The sequence below is a fragment of the Aeromonas taiwanensis genome (assembly GCF_000820165.1).
GTDB classification, from domain to species: domain Bacteria; phylum Pseudomonadota; class Gammaproteobacteria; order Enterobacterales; family Aeromonadaceae; genus Aeromonas; species Aeromonas taiwanensis.
Map to the genome: position 1 here is coordinate 22,645 of NZ_CDDD01000019.1, position 21,967 is coordinate 44,611.

At 63.8% G+C, this 21,967-nt stretch carries 21 protein-coding genes and 1 other RNA gene; 16 read left to right on the plus strand and 6 right to left on the minus strand.

Features of this window, described 5'->3' with window-relative positions; translation table 11 throughout:
* Window positions 1-33 precede the first annotated feature (33 nt).
* Window positions 34-909 (plus strand): flagellar protein MotY, encoded by an 876-nt coding sequence (locus BN1136_RS03645; protein WP_197068419.1) that lies wholly within the window; start codon window positions 34-36, stop codon window positions 907-909.
* Between the two features lie 109 nt (window positions 910-1,018).
* Here the strand turns inward: BN1136_RS03645 and suhB are convergent, their stop codons facing one another.
* Window positions 1,019-1,822, minus strand: coding sequence for an inositol-1-monophosphatase (gene suhB, locus BN1136_RS03650; protein WP_043759823.1), 804 nt, complete (start codon window positions 1,820-1,822; stop codon window positions 1,019-1,021).
* Window positions 1,823-2,022: 200 nt separating this feature from the next.
* On the opposite strand from suhB, the gene BN1136_RS03655 reads away from it, so the two are divergent.
* The 8 genes from BN1136_RS03655 to emrD all read left to right on the plus strand — a co-directional run bounded on the left by BN1136_RS03655 (window position 2,023) and on the right by emrD (window position 10,352).
* Window positions 2,023-2,478: a hypothetical protein gene (locus BN1136_RS03655; RefSeq protein ID WP_043759824.1), complete on the plus strand. Its 456-nt coding sequence runs from the start codon at window positions 2,023-2,025 to the stop codon at window positions 2,476-2,478.
* Window positions 2,479-2,658: 180 nt separating this feature from the next.
* A complete protein-coding gene (locus BN1136_RS03660; RefSeq protein ID WP_043808066.1) occupies window positions 2,659-3,267 on the plus strand; it encodes a glutathione S-transferase family protein in 609 nt (202 codons plus the stop codon).
* Between the two features lie 31 nt (window positions 3,268-3,298).
* Window positions 3,299-3,961 (plus strand): glutathione S-transferase family protein, encoded by a 663-nt coding sequence (locus BN1136_RS03665; protein ID WP_043759826.1) that lies wholly within the window; start codon window positions 3,299-3,301, stop codon window positions 3,959-3,961.
* Window positions 3,962-4,156: 195 nt separating this feature from the next.
* Window positions 4,157-5,683, plus strand: a complete 1,527-nt coding sequence (locus tag BN1136_RS03670; protein WP_043759827.1) for an ABC transporter substrate-binding protein — start codon at window positions 4,157-4,159, stop codon at window positions 5,681-5,683.
* Entirely contained in the window at window positions 5,680-6,642 is a 963-nt protein-coding gene (locus tag BN1136_RS03675; protein ID WP_043759828.1) for an ABC transporter permease, read from the plus strand. Before BN1136_RS03670 ends, BN1136_RS03675 begins: the two co-directional genes overlap by 4 nt.
* 2 nt (window positions 6,643-6,644) lie before the next feature.
* Window positions 6,645-7,451, plus strand: coding sequence for an ABC transporter permease (locus BN1136_RS03680; protein WP_043759830.1), 807 nt, complete (start codon window positions 6,645-6,647; stop codon window positions 7,449-7,451).
* Window positions 7,448-8,878, plus strand: a complete 1,431-nt coding sequence (locus tag BN1136_RS03685) for an ABC transporter ATP-binding protein (RefSeq protein WP_043759832.1) — start codon at window positions 7,448-7,450, stop codon at window positions 8,876-8,878. Before BN1136_RS03680 ends, BN1136_RS03685 begins: the two co-directional genes overlap by 4 nt.
* 274 nt (window positions 8,879-9,152) lie before the next feature.
* Complete coding sequence (emrD, locus tag BN1136_RS03690) at window positions 9,153-10,352, plus strand: multidrug efflux MFS transporter EmrD (protein ID WP_043759833.1); 1,200 nt, start codon at window positions 9,153-9,155, stop codon at window positions 10,350-10,352.
* Between the two features lie 161 nt (window positions 10,353-10,513).
* Here emrD and ssrS read toward each other — a convergent pair.
* Window positions 10,514-10,696: non-coding RNA, 6S RNA (gene ssrS, locus BN1136_RS19640), on the minus strand.
* A gap of 16 nt (window positions 10,697-10,712) precedes the next feature.
* Window positions 10,713-11,045, minus strand: coding sequence for a cell division protein ZapA (gene zapA, locus BN1136_RS03695; protein ID WP_043759835.1), 333 nt, complete (start codon window positions 11,043-11,045; stop codon window positions 10,713-10,715).
* A gap of 173 nt (window positions 11,046-11,218) precedes the next feature.
* Between zapA and BN1136_RS03700 the strand changes: the two genes are divergently transcribed.
* The 6 genes from BN1136_RS03700 to gcvP all read left to right on the plus strand — a co-directional run bounded on the left by BN1136_RS03700 (window position 11,219) and on the right by gcvP (window position 19,580).
* Window positions 11,219-11,788 carry a UPF0149 family protein gene (locus BN1136_RS03700; RefSeq protein WP_043759838.1) on the plus strand — a complete coding sequence of 190 codons (570 nt, stop codon included), beginning with the start codon at window positions 11,219-11,221 and terminating at the stop codon, window positions 11,786-11,788.
* A gap of 192 nt (window positions 11,789-11,980) precedes the next feature.
* Window positions 11,981-13,204, plus strand: a complete 1,224-nt coding sequence (gene ubiH / locus BN1136_RS03705) for a 2-octaprenyl-6-methoxyphenyl hydroxylase (RefSeq protein WP_043759840.1) — start codon at window positions 11,981-11,983, stop codon at window positions 13,202-13,204.
* Window positions 13,205-13,302: 98 nt separating this feature from the next.
* Window positions 13,303-14,523 (plus strand): FAD-dependent 2-octaprenylphenol hydroxylase, encoded by a 1,221-nt coding sequence (locus BN1136_RS03710; protein ID WP_043759843.1) that lies wholly within the window; start codon window positions 13,303-13,305, stop codon window positions 14,521-14,523.
* 381 nt (window positions 14,524-14,904) lie between these two features.
* Window positions 14,905-16,002 (plus strand): glycine cleavage system aminomethyltransferase GcvT, encoded by a 1,098-nt coding sequence (gene gcvT, locus BN1136_RS03715; protein WP_043759846.1) that lies wholly within the window; start codon window positions 14,905-14,907, stop codon window positions 16,000-16,002.
* Between the two features lie 78 nt (window positions 16,003-16,080).
* Entirely contained in the window at window positions 16,081-16,470 is a 390-nt protein-coding gene (gene gcvH / locus BN1136_RS03720; RefSeq protein WP_042076214.1) for a glycine cleavage system protein GcvH, read from the plus strand.
* A gap of 233 nt (window positions 16,471-16,703) precedes the next feature.
* Complete coding sequence (gene gcvP / locus BN1136_RS03725) at window positions 16,704-19,580, plus strand: aminomethyl-transferring glycine dehydrogenase (protein ID WP_043759848.1); 2,877 nt, start codon at window positions 16,704-16,706, stop codon at window positions 19,578-19,580.
* An 87-nt stretch (window positions 19,581-19,667) separates the two neighbouring features.
* Here gcvP and BN1136_RS03730 read toward each other — a convergent pair whose 3' ends face one another.
* Window positions 19,668-20,156 carry a VOC family protein gene (locus BN1136_RS03730; RefSeq protein ID WP_043759850.1) on the minus strand — a complete coding sequence of 163 codons (489 nt, stop codon included), beginning with the start codon at window positions 20,154-20,156 and terminating at the stop codon, window positions 19,668-19,670.
* Window positions 20,157-20,203: 47 nt separating this feature from the next.
* On the minus strand, window positions 20,204-20,416 hold the full coding sequence (locus BN1136_RS03735; protein ID WP_043759852.1) for a hypothetical protein: 213 nt from the start codon (window positions 20,414-20,416) through the stop codon (window positions 20,204-20,206).
* 427 nt (window positions 20,417-20,843) lie between these two features.
* On the opposite strand from BN1136_RS03735, the gene BN1136_RS03740 reads away from it, so the two are divergent.
* Window positions 20,844-21,593 carry a class I SAM-dependent methyltransferase gene (locus BN1136_RS03740; RefSeq protein WP_043759854.1) on the plus strand — a complete coding sequence of 250 codons (750 nt, stop codon included), beginning with the start codon at window positions 20,844-20,846 and terminating at the stop codon, window positions 21,591-21,593.
* A 105-nt stretch (window positions 21,594-21,698) separates the two neighbouring features.
* Here the strand turns inward: BN1136_RS03740 and BN1136_RS03745 are convergent, their stop codons facing one another.
* The gene (locus BN1136_RS03745) at window positions 21,699-21,944 is read right to left on the minus strand and encodes a hypothetical protein (RefSeq protein ID WP_043759856.1); all 246 of its coding nucleotides are present in this window, start codon (window positions 21,942-21,944) and stop codon (window positions 21,699-21,701) included.
* Window positions 21,945-21,967 lie beyond the last annotated feature (23 nt).

The following is a 21,967-nucleotide window of genomic DNA, read 5'->3' on the forward strand; positions in this document are numbered from 1 at the left end:
TAGATAATTCGAGATATCGTGGAGGGCAAGCCGTTGAATGCTTGGGTGTTAGGGTTGGTCAGCATATCAGTGAGTATGCAGTTGCAGGCGGGAGTGACCGAATTCGGCGCCGGCCTGGATCAATCCGTCTGGCGCCTGACTTCGGATACCCAGGTGGAGTGCAGGCTGGAGCATCCCATTCCCCGCTGGGGCACGGGGGCTTTCGTCAGCCGGGCGGGTCGCAAGATCAATCTGGATTTCGAGCTGAAAGGACAGCGCCCCCAGGCGCGCACCCAGACAGTGAGCCTCGGGATCATGCCTCCCAGCTGGCGCCCCGGTGTCGCGGGGCGGCAGATAAGCCAGTTGCAGTTTTACCAGCAGTTCGACGGCCTGGTCGCGGGCCAGACCGCCTGGACCATGCTGGACGAACTGGAAGGGGGGCGCATGCCGACCTTCCAGTATCGTGACTGGTATCGTCAGGACAGGCCGGTCCGGGTCTCCCTCTCCTCGGTCAACTTCAGGGTCAAGTACCAGGCCTTCATGGACTGTCTGAGCGGCCTTTTGCCCTACAGCTTCAACGACATCGCCTTCAGCGTGCTCTCCTACGACAAGAACAGCGATCAGTTGTCACCGGCCTCCAAGCGGCGACTGGCGATGATCGGTGACTATGTGAAGGCGGACAAGAGCATCGATGTGGTGGTGATCGACGCTTACAGCGACAGCTATGGCGGCCGCTGGCCAAACCAGAAGCTCTCCGAGAAGCGGGCCGATGCCATCAAGCAGGTGTTTGTGGATCTTGGCATCGAGGAGGGCAAGATCTCGGTAGAAGGCCATGGCGAGAAACAGCACGTGGCCTCCAATGAGACGGATGCGGGGCGTGCCAAGAACCGGCGGGTGGTGATCAACATGGGCCGTAACGGCACCATCTGACCGGGTGGCCGTGGTGAGGGCGGCCTCTTTTCTCATGCCGCCATGAAATCCAGCCATAAAAAAATGCCAGTCGGCCGGGCCGACTGGCATTTTTTTCAAGGATACGCGCTTACTTGGCCAGGGATTCCGGCAGTTCTTCGCGGATCTTGCCGAGCATCTCTTTCAGGACGCGGGGGTTGGCCACGACGATGTTGCCGGAGTTCTCGTAGTTGTGACCACCGACGAAGTCGGTGACGATGGCGCCGGCTTCCTTGGCCAGCAGCTCACCGGCTGCGGTGTCCCAGGGCTTCAGGCCGATTTCCCAGAAACCGTCGATGCGACCGGCGGCCACATAGGCCAGATCCAGGGCGGCAGAGCCGGCACGACGGATGTCGGCACACTCGATGAACATGCTCTGGAACATCTTCAGGTAAGACTCGATGTGGTGCTTCTGCTTGAACGGGAAACCGGTGGCCAGGATGGTGCCGGACAGCTCTTTGGCCTTGCCGACACGGATACGGTAGCCGTTCAGCTGGGCGCCGCTGCCACGGGTGGCGGTGAACAGCTCATCGCGGATGGGATCGTAGATGACGGCTTGTTCGGTCTTGCCCTTGACGCGCAGAGCGATGGAGACGGCAAAGTGCGGAATGCCCTTGACCAGGTTGGTCGTGCCATCCAGTGGGTCGATGATCCATTGGTAATCCGGATTGGTACCGGCGATCTCACCAGACTCTTCAGCCACGATGCTGTGTTCCGGGTAAGATTTTTTGATGGTATGAATGATGGCCGCTTCGGCGTCACGGTCAACGTTGGTCACGAAGTCATTGCTGCCCTTCTGGATAACCTCGATGTTCTCGGGTTGAGAGAAGGCTTTTACTACAACTTGACCGGCGTTGCGCGCAGCGCGCACGGCGATATTCAGCATCGGATGCATAGGTTCACCACTGGATGTTAAAGAACGGGGGATAAAAGGACGCGGTATCTTACCAGTATTCCGGGGAATGGCAACCATTATAGCCTGGCACGTACATATCCCGGACTGATAGATCTGACGGCTCCAATAAAGGCTCATCTTCGTCTAATCTTATCGCGACAGCTGGATAACAGGCTGTGGTTAGCATAGGGACATGAACCATGAATCTGTCATTAGTCAGTCAAAAACCGTCGGCGACGACAACATTGGACGTGTTGGCCGCCTTGCGTCGTGCCAACGGGTCAGGGGATTACTTCCGCGAGGTCAGGGTGACGGAGCCGGAGCAGTGGCAACCGTCGAAGGAAGAGGCGGCCGTCTTGCTGCTGGAAGACGATGATGGGGCATGGCCGGCCCCCGTCTGGAGCACCAGCGGCGACACCCTGGGGCTGCCGGTGTTGCCGCTTCTGGTGCAACGGCAATTTGATCGGCCTCGCCAGGGGCCGGACGTCAGGGATCCACATTTCTATTTCGTCTCCAACGGCATCGTGCTGGACGAGGGGGAGCTGACGGACCCCGCCTGCAGCCTGGTATTGCAGAGCAAGCTGGGATCCTACTTCCCGCTGCTCTCCCGCCTCATCCTGCTGCGTCAGCGTCAACCCATGGTGCTGTGCAGCTAGCGGCCCATCTCCCCTGATGCAGACTGTTCAAGCGGCGCAATATTTGTCATAAGGAACAAGGAAATATGTTACACCGGTGGGCCGGTATAACATGTTCCAACAGACCGATATGCGCCGCGAGCCATGGCGCCTGCACGCCAGACGACAATGGTTCGTGTCTGCGTCGCCACAGGAGGTGAGATGAAGATTTATGAATTGAAACGGGCCCCCAACGCCCGCCGGGTCAGGATGTTTCTGGCGGAGAAGGGGATCGAGATGGCCTATCAACAGGTCGATCTGGGCGGGGGGGAGAACCTCGCGCCCGAGTTTCTGGCCAAGAACCCGGCGGGGCGTATCCCGGTGCTCGAGCTCGATGACGGCACCTATCTCAGTGAGACCCTGGCCATCTGCCGTTATTTCGAAGAACTGCATCCCGAGCCCAACCTGTTTGGCCGCACGGCACTGGAGCGCGCCACCGTCGAGATGTGGAGCCGCTTCATCGAGTTCAACCTCTGGTTGCCGACGGGCATGGCGTTTCGCCATATCACAGGTTTTTACAAGGACAGAGAGACCGTCTTCCCCGAGTGGGGCGAAGAGTGCAAGCAGCAGGCCCTGACCTGGTTTGCCAAGCTCGATGCCAGGCTGGCCGAGCACCCCTATGTGGCGGGGGAGCGCTTCACCATCGCCGACATCCTGGCCCTGTGCTCCATCGACTTTGGCAAGGTCGTCGATATTCGCATCGCCCCCGAACAGCGTCATTTGCAGGCCTGGCACGACAGGGTGAGCTCTCGTCCCAGCGCCCAGGCCTGATACTCATGTGTGAACATTCAAGGAGTCCAAGATGATAGATCTGTATACCGCCGCCACTCCCAATGGCTTCAAGATCTCGATCGCCCTCGAAGAGCTGGGGCTGCCCTACCGGGTGATCCCCCTCGACTTCTCGACCATGGAGCAGAAGCAGCCCGAGTTCCTGGCCATCAACCCCAATGGCCGCATCCCGGCCATCGTCGATCGGGACAACGGGGATTTTGCGGTGTTCGAGTCAGGCGCCATCCTCCTCTATCTGGCGGAGAAGGCCGGCAAGTTACTGCCCCAGGATCCCAAGCGCCGCTCCCAGGCGATTCAGTGGCTGATGTTCCAGATGGGCGGTGTCGGTCCCATGATGGGGCAGGCCAACGTCTTCTATCGCTACTTCCCCGAGAAGATCCCGGCCGCCATCGAGCGTTACCAGAAGGAGGGGCGCCGCCTCTTCGAGGTGCTCGACGGCCACCTGGCGAATCATGAGTACCTGGCCGACGAGTACAGCATCGCCGATATCGCCACCTGGCCCTGGGTGCGCATTCATGACTGGAGCGGTATCTCCATCGAGGGGCTGGTGCACCTGCAGGCCTGGATGGCACGGATGGAGGCCAAGCCGGCTTGCCAGAAGGGGATCACCATACCGCCGCGCAACGAGACCCCCGAGGATCAGGTCAAGCGGGCACAGCAGATGGTGACTCGCTGACGCCATCATGATGGCCCTGACGGGCCATCTTTTTTATTCCCCTTTGACTCCCCGTTGTTTGACGATCTGCATCGCAGTCGCTTTTTGTCTTTCAAATAAGCTATTTATCAAAAATCAAAAGTCATTCTTCCTGATTAATTGTTATGTTATAACACTATTTCTTTGGTTGATGAACATGAAGCTTGGATGGAAAGGATGACAAAAAAATGCACCGCAGCCGGGTGGTTCGCCCTGGCTCTGATGGCAGGAACGACTGCAGCCGACGGCAAACCGCTTGCCATGGTGGGGCCCTGGGAGATCCACAGTGTCGACCCCGCCAGCAACGGGGTCTTCTTTACTCGCATGCAGGTGGCGGAGACCCTGGTAGATGTCGATGGGAAAGGCAATCTGCAACCCGGGCTTGCCAGTGAGTGGTCGCGTAGCGATGACGGTCTGCAGTGGCGATTCACGTTGCGCCCCGGGGCCCGTTTTCACGATGGCAGTGAGGTGAGCGCCGAGCAGGCCGCTTTTGCCCTGCAACAGGCCTGGCGCAAGCCCGGCGTGATGACCAGCGCTCCCATTGCGTCCATCGAGGCTGGAGATGGCGTCTTGAAGGTCACCCTGAGCGAACCCTTCGCCTCCCTGCCGGCCGTGCTGGCCCACCCCAGCACCCAGATCCTGGCGAAGGCCGCCTACGATGCCAAGGGGGAGGTAACCCAGGTGATAGGCTCTGGCCCCTACCGCATCACCCGCCTGCAACAACCCCAGCGGATAGAGACTGTGCGTTTCGACGGCTGGCAGGGGGCCAGGCCCGCAATCGAGGAGGTCAGCTACCTGACGGTGGGACGTGCTGAGAGCCGCACCCTGATGGCCGAGAGCGGTCAGGCCGACATCGCCTGGGGGCTGGATCCGGTCAGCATCCGCCGCTTGCAGCAGGCGTCACGGGTCTCCATCGCCTCGGTCACCCTGCCACGGACCATCCAGCTCAAGCTCAATGGCGCCGATCCTCGTCTGAGCGATCCGGTGGTGCGCCGTGCCCTGAGTCTCGCCATCGATCGTCGTGGTATGGCAGCCGCCCTGCTGCGGGATCCCGAGATGGCGGCAACCCAGCTCTTTCCTCCCACTCTGGGGGAGTGGCACCAGCTCGGGTTGACGCCGCTTGCCTATGACGTCAAGGCGGCCCGGGCGGCCTTCGCGGCGGCAGGCTGGCAGCCGGGGAAGGACGGTGTGCTGCGCAAGGGGGAAGAGCGCTTCGCCCTGACCCTGCGTACCTTCCCTGACCGTCCGGAGCTGCCGCTCCTCGCCACGGCACTGCAGGCGCAGTGGAAGGCGGTGGGGGTGGATCTCAAGGTGGCGGTGGGCAACTCGAGCGAGATCCCGGCGGGCCATCAGGACGGCTCGCTCCAGCTTGGTCTCTACGCCCGCAATTATGCCCTAGTACCGGATCCCCTGGTCACGTTGCTGGGGGACTTGGCCCCTGCCGGTGCGGACTGGGGGGTGATGAACTGGCACTCCCCGGCCATGACGCAAACACTGACCCGCCTTGCCACGCAAGCCTTGTCGCCCACAGACGCCGCTGCGGCTCGCCGGGAGATAGCCACGACACTGCAACAGGAGTTGCCGCTCCTGCCCATCGCCTGGTACCGCCAGAGCGCGGCGGTCAGTCGGGGGCTGGAGGGGTTTGAACTCGATCCCCAGGAGCGCAGCTATGGCCTGGACAAGTTGACATGGAGCGCACGATGACAGCGACACCCTTGTCTCGCGTCATGGGGATACTGGGCCAGCGTCTGGTGCAGGCGCTGGTGGTTGCCCTGCTGGTGGCCGGACTCTGTTTTCTGATGGTGCAGTCCCTGCCCGGAGACATCGCCTTTCGCATCGCGGCGGGTCGTTATGGCTATGACTATGTCACCGCCGAGGCGGCCAACGCGGTGCGCAGCGAGCTGGGGCTGGCCGGCTCGGCCCTTGCCCGTTTTGGCGACTGGCTGTGGGCCTTGCTGCAAGGGGATCTCGGCAGCTCCCTGGTGACGGGCGCACCGGTCGCCACCGACGTGGGTCATCACCTGGGCGCCACCCTGACGCTCGCGAGCGCCTCCGTGGTGCTGGCGCTGGTGGTGGCGCTGCCGCTTGGCAGCCTGAGTGCGCTGCGCCCGGGGGGATGGTGTGATCGCCTGACCCTGGGCTGGAGCGTGCTGATGCGTGCGTTGCCCCCCTTCTTGCTCGGCCTGGTGCTCATGGTGATGCTCTCGGTGGAGCTGGGCTGGGTCAGTGCGGCAGGGCACGGGGAGGGGAGCAACCTGCTGCTGCCCGCCCTGACCCTGGGATTGGGGCTCTCCGGCGTGCTCTCCCGGGTGGTGCGTGAAAGCGTGCTCACCGTGGTGCAGTCCGGTTATTACCGATTTGCCCTCACCAAGGGGCTTTCGCTGGCCCGGGTTTTCTGGCGCCACGGTCTGCGCAACACCGGGGTCAGCATCATCGCCTACACCAGCGTGCAGCTGGTGCTGCTCATCGAGGGGGTCGTGGTGGTCGAGAGCCTGTTTGCCTGGCCCGGGATCGGCCATGCGCTGGTGCACGCCATCTTCTGGCGCGACATCCCCATGGTTCAGGGGACCGTGCTGGTGCTAGCGGTGCTCTTCGTGTTGCTCAATACCCTCACCGACCTGCTTTGTCTTGCCATTGACCCCCGTGGTCCCAAGGAGTCCTGATCATGTCGTTGTCTGTCAAAACGGGGCTGGGCCTGCTCCTGCTGGTGGTGCTGTTTGCCCTGCTGGGCCCCGTGCTCTGGCCCGATCCGGCGGCTCAGGATCTGGCACAGTTTCTGGCTGAACCCTCCTGGCAGGAGCCCCTCGGGCGGGATCAGATGGGGCGCAGCCTGATGGCGCGCCTCGCGGCGGCGACCCGGCTCTCCCTGCTGCTGGGACTGCTGTGCGTCATCACGGCGGCGCTGTTGGGGTCATTGCTGGGCTGGCTCTCGGCCTGGCGCGGCGGCTGGGTCGACGGTCTGCTGCGCAGCCTGGCCGACGGCGTGCTGGCCCTGCCAGGCCTGTTGCTGGTGCTGCTCTTCTCCGCCATGGCCCAGGGTGGCTTTGCCATCCTCTATCTCGGGTTGGCCATGGCCCAGTGGGTGGAGTATTACCGGGTGGTGCGTGCCCGCAGCCGGGGGCTGCTCGCCTCGCCCCAGGTGGAGGCGTCCCGTCTGCTGGGATTCGGCCATGCCCATGTGGTGCGGCGCCATCTCTGGCCCGAGCTCGCCCCCCAGTTGCTCACCATGATGGCCTTCGGCCTAGCGGGTGCCATTCTGACCCTCTCTACCCTGGGCTTTGTCGGAGTGGGCATTCAGCCGCCCACGCCCGAGCTGGGGCTGATGATGACGGAGGCGCTGCCCCACTATCAGGAGGCTCCCCGTCTGCTGCTGGCCCCCATTCTTGTCATGGGGCTGATGTTGCTGGCTCTGGTGCTGCTTCATCAGACGCGCGGCCTTGACATGCCATCTTCACAAGGAGCCACCTCATGACGGCCATTCATATCAAGGGGTTGCAGGTCGATGATGGCCAGAAAACCCTGTTGCAGGCGCTGGATTTCACCATTCATCCCGGCACCGCCTTGACCCTGATCGGGGAGAGCGGTTCGGGCAAATCCCTGTTGGCTCATGCCCTGATGGGGACGTTGCCAGCCCCCCTGACAGGCCGGGGCGAGATGGTGTCGGGTGGCCGCCATCACAACCTGGCCGACACGCCTCGCCTGCGCACTCTCTGGGGGCGGGAGCTGGCGATGCTGCCCCAGGAGCCGGTGCTGGCGCTGGATCCCACCATGAGGTTGCTTGCCCAGGTGGAGGAAGGGTGGCTGCCAGGGGGCAAGGAGGCCCGATCGCGGGCCCGCGCCGCCCTCGAGCGGCTTGGACTGGCCGGGCGGGAGGGCGCCTTTGTACACCAGCTCTCGGGAGGCATGGCCCAGCGCGCGGCCTTTGCCGCCGCCACCCTGGGGGAGGCCCGTCTGCTGGTGGCCGACGAGCCCACCAAGGGGCTCGACAGCCGGGCCGCAGCCAGGCTGGGTGCCTTGTTGCTGGGCTACCTGGCCCGTGGACGCCATCTGCTGACCATCACCCATGATCTCTCCCTGGCCCGCGAATTGGGGGGCTGGGTGCTGGTGGTCAAGGGAGGAGAGATCGTGGAGCAGGGGCCTGCCGAGCGTGTGCTGCACACGCCATCCCATGCCTATACCCGGGCCCTGCTGGCGGCGGAGCCTTCCGCCTGGCCCGAGGCGGTCGTCCCTCCTACCGGTGACTGGCTCATCCGCGGGAAGGGGCTTGCCATGGGATATGGGGATCAACCCCTGTTCACGGGGCTCGACCTTGCCCTGGCGCAAGGGGAGCGAATGGCCATCATGGCGCCGAGCGGCGCGGGCAAGAGCACCCTCGGCAACGTGCTGCTGGGTCTGCAACGCCCCCTGCAAGGGGAGGTGCTGCGCCGGGAAGGGATAGCCCCCTGCCGCTGGCAGAAGCTCTATCAGGATCCGGTGCAGGCCTTTGCCAGCCGGGTGCGCCTCGCCACCCAGTTCGATGATGTGCTGCGTCTGCACAGGCTGCCTCGCCATCGGCTTGTCGACTATCTGGCCCGGTTGGGGCTGGATGAACGGCTGCTGACGCGCCTGCCAAACCAGGTCTCGGGAGGGGAGCTGCAGCGGCTGTCGCTTATCCGGGCCCTGCTGCTGCGCCCCGTGCTGCTGTTCGCCGATGAGCCCACGTCCCGGCTCGACCCCCTGAGCCAACAACAGACCATCGCCTGTCTGCTGGAGGAACTGGGAGAGATAGGCTGCGCCCTACTGCTAGTGACCCATGACGAGGGGCTGGCCGGCAAGGTTGCTCCTCGTTGTCTGAGACTGGGGGAGGCGGGTACCCCCATGTTCGAAGGCGCGTCGGCCGAGGTGAGAAGAGTGGGGTAAAGAGGGGACAGGATGAATCCTTCCCCCATGATGAGATGACAGTGACGGGGCCTTGGGCCCCGTCGCATTAGAAAAACTTGGGGAAGCAGATTATAAAGATTCGTTCGTTTTTTGTGACATGAATCACTAAGATTATCGCAAGCCAAAGAGCGTCCTGCTCCTGGCGGGTGCGGGTCCTCCGCCTTGTTTCATTTCTTCAACGACCCTTGTCTGACTCCTCCTGCAGATCCCTGCCCGGAGGGTGGCGGCTTATTGATTTTTTCGGACGACAGCTATGTATCGGCACAGTTTCTATCCCCTGTTTTTCCTGACCATCCTGATGGTCGCCGTGGGTCAGATGACCCAGACCCTCTATGTGCCCTCCATTCCCATGATGGCGGGGGACTTTCATGTGGCCTCCGGCCAGTTGCAGGCGGTGATGGCCTGCTACCTGATCCCCTATGGCCTCTCCCAGTTCGTCTACGGCCCCCTGTCCGATCGCATCGGCCGTCGACCCGTGCTGCTCATCGGCATGATGGTGTTTCTGGCGGGAACCCTGACCATTCAGATCATCCCGCACTTCACCGCCCTGCTTGCCGGCAGCTTCATCCAGGGGCTGGGCACCGGCGCCGGGGGCGCCATGAGCCGGACCGTGATGCGGGATCGCTACAGCGGCGCCGAGCTCAACCGCGCCAACAGCCTGGTGAGCATGGGGGTCATCTTCTCGCCCCTGCTGGCCCCTGTGCTGGGGGGCTGGCTGACCGAGCTGTTCAACTGGCGCGCCGGCTACTGGTTCCTGTTCGGCTTCGGCGCCCTGACCACCCTGGCCCTGCTGGCCTGGTTTGGCGAGACCTTGCCTGAGGCGGCCCGGCAGCAGCCGCTGCGCGTCGGCGCGGCCTATCGTCACGTGCTCGGCAACCCGCGCTTTCAGGGCAATCTGCTCTGCCTGATGGCCACCTTTGCGGGGCTCGCGGTCTTCGAGGCGGCGGCCGGGGTGTTGCTGGGGGATGTGCTGAGGCTGAGTGCCCGTACCGTGAGCGTGCTGTTCGTGCTGCCGTTGCCGGGTTATCTGTTCGGGGCCTGGCTTTCCGCCAGGCTGAGCTATCGCCTGAGCCAGGGCAAGCTGATGCGCCTTGGCATCGCCTTCCTGGCGCTGGGGGCGCTCATCATCCTGCTGCCCGGCCTGTTCGGGGTCGTGAGTGCCGCCTCCCTGGTGGGCGGGGCAGCGGTCTACTTCATCGGCAGCGGCATCCTTTATCCGACCGCCACCTCCTGCGCCATCGAGCCCTTCCCCGGCCAGGCGGGCACCGCCGGCGCCATTCTCGGTGGCATGCAGAACCTGGGGGCCGGGGTGGTCACCCTGCTGGCGGCCAGCTTCCCGATGACGGGGCAGGTGACCCTGGGCGCCATCATGGCCGTGATGGTGCTGATCGTGGCGCTGAGCTTTGTCTGGCAACGCCACCACGGCTCCCCCCGGGAGCAGATGGCGGTCTGATGGGCCGTACCCTGCGCAAACCCGCCCCTGTGGCGGGTTTTTTATTTCCCCCAGGTCGCGGTGGAACAGGAGAACGCTGATAAGCGCACAGGGTGAAGAGGGGCAGGGGAGGGGGAAGCAGGCAAAGAAAAAGCCCGTCGTGATGACGGGCTTTTTTGGGTAGGTACCCCGGAGATGCCGTTGCCGGTTTGGGCCCTTGAACCGTCGGTTCAAGGCGGAGATCTAATCTGGCCGCAGGCTTCTCGGTCGGGCCGAGCATGCTCAATAGCCAGAAGGCAGACCCCCTGTTTGGTATGAATATCGGCTCGGGGACTTGAACCGGCTGACAAACACTCCAGGGAATTTCAAAACTCGGTGCGATTAGGGCTGTTGCCCCTCCTCGCTGGATTCACCGTATTGACCGTGCTCGATCAAGGCTGCCTCTATGGTGCGTTGCAGCATCTTGATCCGCTTGTCCATGGTCTCAGAGTATTGGTGGTTTTTCTCTTTTTCAAGGCAGAGCTCGTGACAGAAATTGAGCGCTGCCATGACTGCCAGCTGTTCGTTGCTGGAGACCTTGGAACGTTGACGAAGCTCGATGAGCTTGTCGGTCAGCTGGTCGGCGGCCTGGCGCAGGGCATCCTGTTGTCCCAGGGGACAGGACACCTTGTAGGGACGTCCCAAAATGACGATTTCTACGGCCTCTATGCTCATGCCTTCCTCAATACGGCGGGGCTGATTTCCGCCTTTATCCACGTGGACAACTGGGCGGGACTATATAGCGCAGATGCAGAACTTTCAAGGCCTTGCTGGCTCTGGAGAGGGGAGAATGCTAGGATCCGGGCCATAAATTCTGCATATTTGCCTGAACTTTGAGCGGATCCCCGATGAGCAAAACGAACCCCCTGAAATACGTGGCCGTGGCCGACCTGATGGAGCAGCACGAGCTGATGGCGACGGCTGTCGAGGCCCATGGCGTGATCTGCGGCCTGGTGTGCGGTGGCGTGGCACTGGACGACAAGAGCTGGTTGCCCCATTTCAACGATCTGGTCAACGACGGCTTCGGCTTGCCGGCCCCGGTGCGCCAGGTGATGACCGAACTCTATCAGGAGGTCATCGAGAGCCTGATGGCGCAAAAAGGGGTCGAGTTGCTGCTGCCGAATGACGAAACGCCCCTCGACGAGCGCATCGATGCCCTGGTGGACTGGTCCCAGGCCTTCCTCGCCGGTTTTGGCGTGGTGCAACAGGAGCTCTCCAAGGCATCCGAAGAGCTGCAGGAGATGATCCAGGACATCGCCAGCATCACCCAGGTCTCTGCGGAGTTCGATCAGGAGGACGACGAGAACGAAGCCTCCTTCCTGGTGCTCTACGAACATGTACGCCTCGGGGTCATGATGGCGTTCGAGGAGTTCGGCAAACGCCCGGACGCGCCGAGCACCCCGCCGACCCTGCATTGAGCATCCGGTCTTCCCGGTACATGAGAAAAAGAGCGCCCCCATGGCGCTCTTTTTTGTAGCTGGTGGGGTGAAACCGGTGGGGACGGCACGCCGGTGCGCGGCGCCAGATCGCTTTTTTGCCCGTGGCTTCGCATCCCGCCTGCCGGCTTTGTGATACGATTGGCCCACGTTTTTTGCCTATGCCCTCTTCTCATGTCTCAATCTGATCTGGCTCACGTTGACGTGACGATCGTCGGCGGCGGTATGAGCGGTGCCGTGCTGGCCCTCTCCCTCGCCGCCCTCCGGGGATCGGACGGTGCCCCCCTGCAGATCCTGCTGCTGGAGGCGAGCGCCCCCGAGCTCAATGCTCATCCCGGCTTCGACGCCCGCGCCATCGCCCTCTCGGCGGGCACCTGCGAGGCGCTGACCCGCCACGGCATCTGGTCCCGTTTCACCCCCCATTGCACCCCCATCACCGACATTCACGTCTCGGATCGGGGCCACTGCGGCCAGGCCAGGCTGTCGGCGGCGGAATATGGCTTGCCGGCGCTCGGCCAGGTGATCGAACTCTCTGCCGCCGGGATCGAGTTGCAGCGGGCCCTTGCCGCCACCCCGCAGATACGGGTGTGCTGCCCGGCCCAGCTCGCACAGATTGAGCCCGACGAAGAAGGGGTGACCCTGACCCTCGCCACGAACGAGCGCTATCGGACCCAGCTGCTGGTGGCGGCGGATGGGGGCAACTCCTTCGTGCGCCAGCACTTCAAGATGCCGGTCAGTCGCCACGACTATGGCCAGAGCGCCATCATCGCCACGGTGAAGACCGCCCTGGACCCCGCCGGGCGGGCCTTCGAGCGCTTCACCGAAGGGGGGCCGCTCGCCCTGCTGCCGATGCAGGAGGGGCTCTCCTCCCTGGTCTGGAGCCTGGCGCGGGACGAGGCACAGGCCCTGATGGCGCTGGACGACGCGGCGTTTCTCGCCCGCCTGCAGCAAGCCTTTGGCTGGCGCCTCGGGCGTTTCGAACGCACCGGCGTGCGCCACCTCTATCCGCTGGTGCTGACGGTGGCCGATTATCCCCTGGCCCAGCGCACCGTGCTGGTGGGCAACGCCGCCCATCTGCTGCACCCCATCGCCGGTCAGGGCTTCAACCTCGGCATGCGCGACCTTGACCTGCTCACCCGCGCCGTTGGCCAGGCGCTCCTGGCGGGGGAGGACATCGGCAGCTTCGAGGTGCTGAACGGTTACTGGCAATCGCGCCGGGAGGATCAAGCCCAGACCGTCTGGCTCACCTCCTCCCTGGCCCAGCTCTTCTCCAACGGCCACGCTCCCCTGGTGGCGGGGCGCAACCTGGCGCTCTCTCTGATGGGGCGACTGCCCTGGCTCAAGGCGCCGCTGGCTTCCCGCACCCTGGGGTTCGTCACCGACGTGTGCCGGCCATGAGGCGCCGCCTGGCCCGGTGGACACGACATATCGAAGAGGCGCGCCCGCGGGCGTGGCTCCGCTGATCCCGGGGATCAGCCACGAAAGGACATAAGAGAATGCAGATGCAAGAAGTAGATGTGGTGATCGTTGGCGGGGGCATGGTGGGCCTGGGGCTGGCCGCAGCGCTCAAGAACCGTGCGCTCAAGGTGGCCATCGTGGAGGGGCAGCTGCCGGAGCCCTTGCTGGGCGAGGCGCCGGACATCAGGGTCAGCGCACTGAGTCTGGCCAGCCAGCGCATCCTGCAGGGGGTCGGAGCCTGGGCCGGGATCGAGGCTCGCCGCCTGCAGCCCTACGAGAAGATGGCGGTGTGGGAGCAGGACAGCTTCGGCCAGATCGCGTTCGACGCCGCCCCCCTGCGTCAGCCGGCGCTCGGCCACATCGTCGAGAATCGGATCATCCAGCTGGCGCTGCTGGAGGCCATCGAAGGGGCCAGCAACATCCGGCTGCTGACGCCGGCCCGGGCCAAGAGCCTGCAGAGCGGTCCAGCGGGATCCCTCCTCTTGCTCGAGGATGGCCAGGCCATCTCGGCCAGACTGGTAGTGGCCGCCGATGGTGCCCACTCCTGGGTGCGCCGTCAGGCCGACATCCCGCTCACCAGCTGGGACTATGGCCACCACGCCCTAGTGGCGACGGTGCGCTGTGCCGAGCCCCACGAGGCGGTCGCCCGCCAGATCTTCACCCCCCAGGGGCCGCTCGCCTTCCTGCCCCTGTGGCAGCCCGATCTCTGTTCCATCGTCTGGTCGGTGCCCGCCGCCCGGGCCGAGGCGCTGTGCGCCTGCGATGACGACGCCTTCAATCGCCAGCTCACTGCCGCCTTCGACGCCAGGCTCGGGCTGTGCAAGGTGGAGGGGGCCCGCAGCGCCATCCCGCTCACCGCCCGCTACGCCCGTGACTTTGCCCGCGAACGTCTGGTGCTGGTCGGGGATGCGGCCCACACCATACACCCGCTGGCGGGGCAGGGGGTCAATCTGGGGTTGCTGGATGCGGCGGCTCTGGCGGAGCAGATCCTCAGGCACCACGGCATGGGGGCAGACATCGGTCTGCTCGCCAACCTGCGGGGTTACGAGCGCTGGCGCAAGAGCGAGGCCGCCCGCATGCTGGCGGCGATGGAAGGGCTCAAGCGGCTGTTTGCAGGCAGCAACCCCCTCAAGAAACTGGTGCGCGGGGTGGGGCTCTGTGCCGTCGACGGGCTGGGCCCCCTCAAACAGGGCGTGATCCGGGCGGCCATGGGGCTGGATGGGGAGCTCCCCGCCCTGGCCAAGGGTGAAAAAATCTAATATTACCCCGGTGTTTTAACAAGAAAACTAATCTGACAAGGCTGCATACCCCTGCGGGGTGTCAGCCTTTAATGTTGGCAATCAGCGAAACGTTTTTCTGTAAATTGTGACGAAGCGGTTAAAATCAACATTAAATCTTGTCGATGTGCGGTTTGCACTGTTTTTATCACTGTTTTTGCCTTAGTGTCTGGTGTCAGTGTATCGGGTGAGGATTAGTTTTTTTTGAGCGGCGCCACGGCGCGCTTGTCATATAATCCGCACCGTTCAAGGAATCACTCCTGCCCGCCCGGGCGGGAACGAGCACAGAGCTTGTGGTCCGTTTTTCCCGACGAGCCGGGGCGGATTGCGAGTGTTGTCGCGAACGCTTAAGGAAACACAGCGATGATCCAGACTACTGTATTGCATCCCAAACACCTGGAAGCGGGTGCCAAGATGGTGGACTTCCACGGTTGGGAGATGCCCATCAACTACGGCTCCCAGCTGGAAGAGCACCACGCGGTGCGCACCGATGCAGGCATGTTCGATGTCTCCCACATGACCATCGTCGATTTGACCGGCGAGCGGGTCAAAGCCTTCCTGCAACACCTGCTGGCCAACGACGTGGCCAAACTCACCGTCTCCGGCAAGGCCCTCTACAGCGGTATGCTGACCCCGGAAGGCGGCGTCATCGATGACCTCATCACCTATTACCTGACCGATACCTTCTACCGCCTGGTGGTGAACTCCGCCACCCGCGAGAAGGATCTGGCCTGGATCCGTCACCACGCCCAGGACTTCGGTGTGGACGTGACCGAGCGCCCCGAGCTCGCCATGATCGCGGTGCAGGGGCCGAATGCGAAGGCCAAGGCGGCCAAGGTGTTCAGCGCCGAGCAAAATGCTGCGGTTGAAGGCATGAAACCCTTCTTCGGTGTGCAGGCTGGCGAGCTCTTCATCGCCACCACCGGCTACACCGGTGAAGATGGCTACGAGGTCGTGGTGCCGCAAGAGCAGGCGTGCGATCTGTGGCAGGCGCTGCTGGACAACGGCGTGGCCCCCTGCGGCCTGGGCGCCCGCGACACCCTGCGCCTCGAAGCGGGCATGAACCTCTATGGCCAGGACATGGACGAGTCGGTCTCTCCGCTTGCCGCCAACATGGCCTGGACCATCGCCTGGGAGCCGAGCGATCGCGCCTTCATCGGCCGCGCCGTGCTGGAGGCCCAGAAGGCCGCCGGCAACCAGCCCAAGCTGGTGGGTCTGGTGATGGAAGAGAAGGGCGTGCTGCGTGCCGGCATGCCGGTCACCTTCACCAGCGAGAGCGGCGAAGTGCGCGAAGGGGTGATCACCTCGGGTTCCTTCTCGCCGACCCTGGGCTACAGCATCGCCCTGGCGCGGGTGCCCCGCGATATCGGCGAGCAGGCCCAGGTCGAGATCCGCAAGAAGCTGGTCACCGTCAAAGTCACCAAGCCGGCGTTCGTGCGCAACGGCCAGCCATTGGTGTAATCATTCATTGCGGCGAAGGGAGTTCCCTTCGCCGAACCGTTTTTGTTGAAGCGATCCAAGAGCATAAAGGAAGCACAAATGAGCCATATCCCGAGCGAACTGAAATATGCCACCTCCCACGAGTGGGTCCGTGTTGAAGCCAATGGCGAAGCCGTGGTCGGTATCACCGAGCACGCCCAGGATCTGCTGGGTGACATGGTGTTCGTCGATCTGCCGGAAGTGGGCAAGCAGGTGAGCGCCGGTGAAGACTGCGCCGTGGCCGAGTCCGTCAAGGCCGCCTCCGACATCTACAGCCCGGTGAGTGGCGAGATCCTGGCCGTCAACGAAGAGCTGGAAGGCAGCCCCGAGCTGGTCAACTCCGATCCGTACGGCGCTGGCTGGCTGTTCCGCATCAAGCTGGACGACGCGGGCGAGCTCGCCAACCTGCTGGATGCCGACGGCTACCAGAACGTGGTGGACGAAGAGTAATGCCCCCGGGCCCTGCCAACACAGCAGGGCCCTCTTGTATGCCTGCCATCCTGCGGCCATGGAGGTTGCAGGAAGGGCGCAGCCTTTGCGCCTGCGGGATGCCCCTGCCGCATCCCCCGTCTGCCCGCGGCGGACACAGAACATGAGTGGAGCCGGTATCTGCCGGCTACAGGAACATCAGGTCTTGGTTATCAGAACGTCATGCCAGGACTTAATTACCAGGAAATAGGGAAATGACCCAGTCACTGTTTGAACTCGAGCAAAAAACCGATTTCATCCGCCGTCACATCGGCCCGGGTGAGGAAGAACTGCGGGCCCTGCTCGCCACCGTGGGCGCCGAGAGCCTGGACGATCTGATTGAGCAGACGGTCCCCGCCGCCATCCGCCGCCCGGGGCCGCTCGGGATCGGCGCCCCCATGACGGAAGTGGAAGCCCTGGCCAAGCTCAAGGGCTATGCCGCCAAGAACCAGATTGCCAAGAGCTACATCGGCATGGGGTATCACGATACCCACGTGCCCCACGTCATCCTGCGTAACGTCTTGGAAAACCCGGGCTGGTACACCGCCTACACCCCTTATCAGCCCGAGCTGGCTCAGGGCCGTCTCGAAGCCCTGCTCAACTTCCAGCAGCTGACCCTGGATCTGACTGGCATGGATCTGGCCAGCGCCTCCTTGCTGGATGAAGCCACCGCCGCCGCCGAAGCCATGGCGCTGGCCAAGCGCATGGCGAAATCCAAGTCCAACACCTTCTTCGTGGCCGACGACGTGCACCCCCAGGTGATCGACGTGGTCAAGGAGCGCGCGGTGCACTTCGGGTTCGACGTGGCGGTGGGCCCCGCGAGCGAGGCGGTGAGCGAAGAGGTGTTCGGTGCCATGTTCCAGTACCCGGGCACCACCGGCAACGTGACCGATCTGCGCGCACTGATCGCGGCGGTCCAGGCCCAGAAAGGGCTGGCCTGCGTCGGGACCGATATGCTCTCCCTGCTGCTGCTCAAATCCCCGGGTGAACTGGGTGCCGACGTGGTGTTCGGCAGTGCCCAGCGCTTCGGCGTGCCCATGGGCTACGGTGGCCCCCACGCCGCCTTCTTCGCCACCCGCGACGCCTACAAGCGCTCCATGCCGGGCCGCATCATCGGCGTCTCCAAGGATGCCCGTGGCAAGGCCGCCCTGCGCATGGCCATGCAGACACGCGAGCAGCACATCCGCCGCGAGAAGGCCAACTCCAACATCTGTACCGCCCAGGTGCTGCTGGCCAACATGGCGAGCTTCTATGCCGTCTACCACGGCCCGGTGGGGCTGAAGACCATTGCCTCCCGCGTACACCGTCTGACCACCATCCTGGCGCTGGGTCTGAAAGCCAAGGGCGTGGCCCTCAAGCACGACAGCTGGTTCGATACGCTCACTGTACTGGCAGGCGACAAGGCTGCCCTGATCGCCAAGGCCGAAGGGCTGGGCATCAACCTGCGTGGGGATCTGGACGGCGCCGTGGGCGTCTCCCTCTCCGAGACCACCACCCGCGGTGACGTGGCCGAGTTGTTCGAGCTGTTCCTGGGGGCGGGCCACGGCCTGGATGTCGAGGCTCTCGACAAGGCGGCCCAAGGCCATCACGGCATCCCGCAGGATCTGCTGCGCACCGACGCCGTGCTGACCCACGAAGTGTTCAACAAGTACCACTCCGAGACCGAGATGCTGCGCTACATCCACCGTCTCGAAGCGAAAGATCTGGCGCTGAACTACGCCATGATCTCGCTCGGCTCCTGCACCATGAAGCTCAACGCCACCGCCGAGATGATCCCGGTGACCTGGCCCGAGTTCGGCAAGCTGCACCCCTTCGCGCCGCTCAAGCAGACCCAGGGCTACCAGCTGCTGCTGGCGGATCTGGAAGACTGGTTGGTGAAGGTGACCGGTTACGACGCGGTCTGCATGCAGCCCAACTCCGGCGCCCAGGGCGAATACGCAGGCCTGCTCGCCATCAAGAAGTACCACGAGTCTCGCGGCGAGGGGCATCGCGATGTCTGCCTCATCCCGGCGTCCGCCCACGGCACCAACCCGGCCTCCGCCCAGATGGCGGGCCTCAAGGTGATCGTCACCGCCTGTGACAAGGCCGGCAACGTGGATCTGGACGACTTGCGTGCCAAGGCCGCCGAGGTGGGAGATCAGCTCTCCTGCCTGATGGTGACCTACCCCTCCACCCACGGGGTGTACGAAGAGACCATCAAGGAGGTGTGCGACATCGTGCACCAGTATGGCGGTCAGGTGTATCTGGACGGTGCCAACATGAACGCGCAAGTGGGCCTCACGGCTCCTGGCTTCATCGGGGCGGACGTCTCCCACCTCAACCTGCACAAGACCTTCGCCATCCCCCACGGCGGTGGTGGTCCGGGCATGGGCCCCATCGGTGTGAAACAGCACCTGGCACCGTTTGTGGCCGGTCACGCCGTGGTCAAGACCGACAAGGAGAGCCGTGACAACGGCGCCGTGTCGGCCGCACCGTTCGGCTCGGCCAGCATCCTGCCCATCAGCTGGATGTACATCGCCATGCTGGGGGACGAGGGGCTGAAGAAATCCACCCAGGTCGCCATCCTCAACGCCAACTACCTGGCCAAGAAGCTCGGCGAGTCCTTCCCCGTGCTCTACACAGGTCGCAATGGCCGGGTGGCCCACGAGTGCATCCTGGACATCCGCCCGCTCAAAGAAGCCTCCGGCATCAGCGAGATGGACGTGGCCAAGCGCCTGATGGACTACGGTTTCCACGCGCCGACCATGAGCTTCCCGGTGGCGGGCACCCTGATGGTCGAGCCGACCGAATCCGAATCCAAGCGCGAGCTGGATCGCTTCGTGGAAGCCATGACCGCCATCCGCGCCGAGATCGCCAAGGTGCAGGACGGCCACTGGAGCCTCGCCGACAACCCCCTGGTCCATGCCCCGCATACCCAGGATGACGTGATGGATGCAGAGTGGAATCGCGCCTACACCCGTGCCGAGGCGGTCTTCCCGTCCGACGCCGTGCGCGCCAGCAAGCTGTGGCCGTCGGTGAACCGCATCGACGACGTCTATGGCGATCGCAACCTGTTCTGCTCCTGCGTACCGACCGAAGACTACGCCAACTAAGCGGCGTGCCGTGAAGGGCTGACAGCCAATACGCACAAGGCCACCCCCAGGGGTGGCCTTGTTGTTTGTGGTGTCCGCGCAAACGGGCTATTCGCCCCGGCGCGCCGCCTCTATGGTGGCAATGTCAATCTTGCCCATCTGCATCATGGCCTCGAAGGCGCGCCGCGCGGCCTCGGGGTCGGGATCCGTGATCGCCTCGGTGAGGGCCAGGGGGGTGATCTGCCAGGAGATGCCCCACCTGTCCTGGCACCAGCCGCATTCACTCGCCTGACCGCCGTGCTCGATGATGGCGTGCCAGTAGCGATCCGTTTCGGCCTGGTCCTGGGTGGCCACCTGAAACGAGAACGCCCAGTTGTGGCTGACCCCGGGCCCGCCGTTGAGGCCGAGGCAGGGGATCCCCATCAGGGTGAACTCGACCGTCAGCACGTCCCCCTGCTTGCCAGCGGGGTAGTCGGCCGGGGCCCGGTGTACGGCACCGACGGCGGAGTCGGGGAAGGTTCGGGCGTAGAAGTGCGCCGCCGCTTCGGCATCCCCGTCGAACCAGAGGCATATCCGGTTCTTTGCAGCTTGCGTCATCTCATTTCTCCGTTGAAAACAGCGGGGCCGTTGCCGGCCAGATACTGCTATGGGGAGGGAGTGGCGGCCGATGCGGCCGCCGTGTCGGTGGCCTGTACGGCGGCACTGAGCTGCAGCTTGAATTGATCCAGCTGCGCTCTGGCCTGTTTGGCCTGTTCCGCCTGGAGTTTTCCGGTGGTTGCCGCCGTGCTGACCAGTTCGCCGCCGCACCCGGTCAACAGGGTAGCGATAAGCGGCAGCAGGTATCTGGATGTCGACATGGATCCCCCATGGCCTGGTGGTCAACAGTGTGCGCCTCCCTCGGCGAGGCCGTTCAGGGTTGAGTGTAGTGCCAGAGTGAACATGGACGCTTGAAGGGGGGTCGCTCCCTTCCGTCTCACTCCGTCACAGGCCAATGCCTTATCACTGGGGGATCTGCCAGGTTCAAGCCTTGTCCAGGCTTGAATACCCTGCTCTGCGGCCTGGCTGTCACGACCACTCTGCCAGTTCCCGATGAACCCATGCCCAAGGGGATATCACCAAGGCACAGGGTATGGCAGGCGCCGATACGGAGGGTGCTGACCTTGGCCAGGTCCGTTTTTTGTGGCAGTCAAGTGCCCTCATGCGGTTGCCCCGACGCTGGATATTGGTGCAGGATGCCTGAACGGCATCATGCGAACCCGCGTGATCCACCACAAGGAGCGAGCGATGGACAGCACCCAGCGATTCTCGACCCGGGTCGAGGCCTATGTGAAATATCGCCCCGGCTACCCGGCGGCCATGCTGGATTTTCTGGCAAGCAACTTGGACATGGGGCCCCAGACCCAGGTGGCCGACATCGGGGCCGGCACCGGCATCCTGACGGCCCTGCTGGCCCCCCGGGTACAGAAGGTGTGGGCGGTGGAGCCCAATGACGAGATGCGCGGCGCTGCCAGGCGAATGCTGGCGGACGTGGGCAACATCGGCTGGCTGCACGGCAGTGCGGAGGCCACCGGCCTGCCGACGGGCTCGGTGGATCTGGTGACGGTCGCCCAGGCGTTTCACTGGTTCGATCGCGCTGCTTTTCGGCAGGAGTGCCAGCGCTTGCTCAGACCCGGTGGCCGGGTTGCCCTCATCTGGAACGATCGGCTGATGAACACCGACTTTCTCAAGGCGTACGAGGAGGGGCTGCACGCCTATTCGGGAGACTACGAAGAGGTCAATCACCGCAACCTCGGCGAGGCCGATTTTCGCGCCTTCTTCACCGGGGAGTACCGGCTCGATCGCTTCGAGAACAGCCAGTTGTTCGATCTCGACGGGGTGCTGGGGCGGCTCAACTCCTCCTCCTATGCGCCTGTCGTCGGCACCCCGGCCCACGATCAAATGACGGCGCTCATCCGCCGCGAGTTCGAGCGCCATGCAGTGAACGACAAGATAGCGTTCAACTATTGCACCCTGGTCTACAGCGGCCGGGTATGAGGCCGGAGATGACAAGGCCCTCGCCAGCAGCGAGGGCCTTGTGTTAAGGGGCCGGACTGCTGCATCGGGATGATGCGAAGCAGCCTGTCGCAGGGGACGGCGACGCTAGCCTTTATCGAGGCCGAGGATGGTCATGGCCTTGGCCATGGTATCGACCGATTCCTGATGCTTGCCCGCCTTGTGCAGGTTCTCTCCGTCCGCTCTCAACTGCTTCACCTCGGCCAGCTGTTCGGCACTGAGGGCCGGGCCGGCGGCCAGGGCATCATCGATCTTCTTCATGTCCATGGGACAGTGGAAGGCGAGGACGCCGCCGGAGAAGAGCAGGGCGGTCAACAACAGCATGAGTTTCATCTTGACGATCTCCGTGATGGAAC

What these genes read in the sequence shown, in the direction of transcription:
- suhB (WP_043759823.1), bottom strand. Translation starts at nt 1,822, where the DNA reads ATGCATCCGATGCTGAATATCGCCGTGCGCGCTGCGCGCAACGCCGGT.
- BN1136_RS03655 (WP_043759824.1), top strand. Translation starts at nt 2,023, where the DNA reads ATGAATCTGTCATTAGTCAGTCAAAAACCGTCGGCGACGACAACATTG.
- BN1136_RS03660 (WP_043808066.1), top strand. Translation starts at nt 2,659, where the DNA reads ATGAAGATTTATGAATTGAAACGGGCCCCCAACGCCCGCCGGGTCAGG.
- BN1136_RS03665 (WP_043759826.1), top strand. Translation starts at nt 3,299, where the DNA reads ATGATAGATCTGTATACCGCCGCCACTCCCAATGGCTTCAAGATCTCG.
- BN1136_RS03670 (WP_043759827.1), top strand. Translation starts at nt 4,157, where the DNA reads ATGACAAAAAAATGCACCGCAGCCGGGTGGTTCGCCCTGGCTCTGATG.
- BN1136_RS03675 (WP_043759828.1), top strand. Translation starts at nt 5,680, where the DNA reads ATGACAGCGACACCCTTGTCTCGCGTCATGGGGATACTGGGCCAGCGT.
- BN1136_RS03680 (WP_043759830.1), top strand. Translation starts at nt 6,645, where the DNA reads ATGTCGTTGTCTGTCAAAACGGGGCTGGGCCTGCTCCTGCTGGTGGTG.
- BN1136_RS03685 (WP_043759832.1), top strand. Translation starts at nt 7,448, where the DNA reads ATGACGGCCATTCATATCAAGGGGTTGCAGGTCGATGATGGCCAGAAA.
- emrD (WP_043759833.1), top strand. Translation starts at nt 9,153, where the DNA reads ATGTATCGGCACAGTTTCTATCCCCTGTTTTTCCTGACCATCCTGATG.
- zapA (WP_043759835.1), bottom strand. Translation starts at nt 11,045, where the DNA reads ATGAGCATAGAGGCCGTAGAAATCGTCATTTTGGGACGTCCCTACAAG.
- BN1136_RS03700 (WP_043759838.1), top strand. Translation starts at nt 11,219, where the DNA reads ATGAGCAAAACGAACCCCCTGAAATACGTGGCCGTGGCCGACCTGATG.
- ubiH (WP_043759840.1), top strand. Translation starts at nt 11,981, where the DNA reads ATGTCTCAATCTGATCTGGCTCACGTTGACGTGACGATCGTCGGCGGC.
- BN1136_RS03710 (WP_043759843.1), top strand. Translation starts at nt 13,303, where the DNA reads ATGCAGATGCAAGAAGTAGATGTGGTGATCGTTGGCGGGGGCATGGTG.
- gcvT (WP_043759846.1), top strand. Translation starts at nt 14,905, where the DNA reads ATGATCCAGACTACTGTATTGCATCCCAAACACCTGGAAGCGGGTGCC.
- gcvH (WP_042076214.1), top strand. Translation starts at nt 16,081, where the DNA reads ATGAGCCATATCCCGAGCGAACTGAAATATGCCACCTCCCACGAGTGG.
- gcvP (WP_043759848.1), top strand. Translation starts at nt 16,704, where the DNA reads ATGACCCAGTCACTGTTTGAACTCGAGCAAAAAACCGATTTCATCCGC.
- BN1136_RS03730 (WP_043759850.1), bottom strand. Translation starts at nt 20,156, where the DNA reads ATGACGCAAGCTGCAAAGAACCGGATATGCCTCTGGTTCGACGGGGAT.
- BN1136_RS03735 (WP_043759852.1), bottom strand. Translation starts at nt 20,416, where the DNA reads ATGTCGACATCCAGATACCTGCTGCCGCTTATCGCTACCCTGTTGACC.
- BN1136_RS03740 (WP_043759854.1), top strand. Translation starts at nt 20,844, where the DNA reads ATGGACAGCACCCAGCGATTCTCGACCCGGGTCGAGGCCTATGTGAAA.
- BN1136_RS03745 (WP_043759856.1), bottom strand. Translation starts at nt 21,944, where the DNA reads ATGAAACTCATGCTGTTGTTGACCGCCCTGCTCTTCTCCGGCGGCGTC.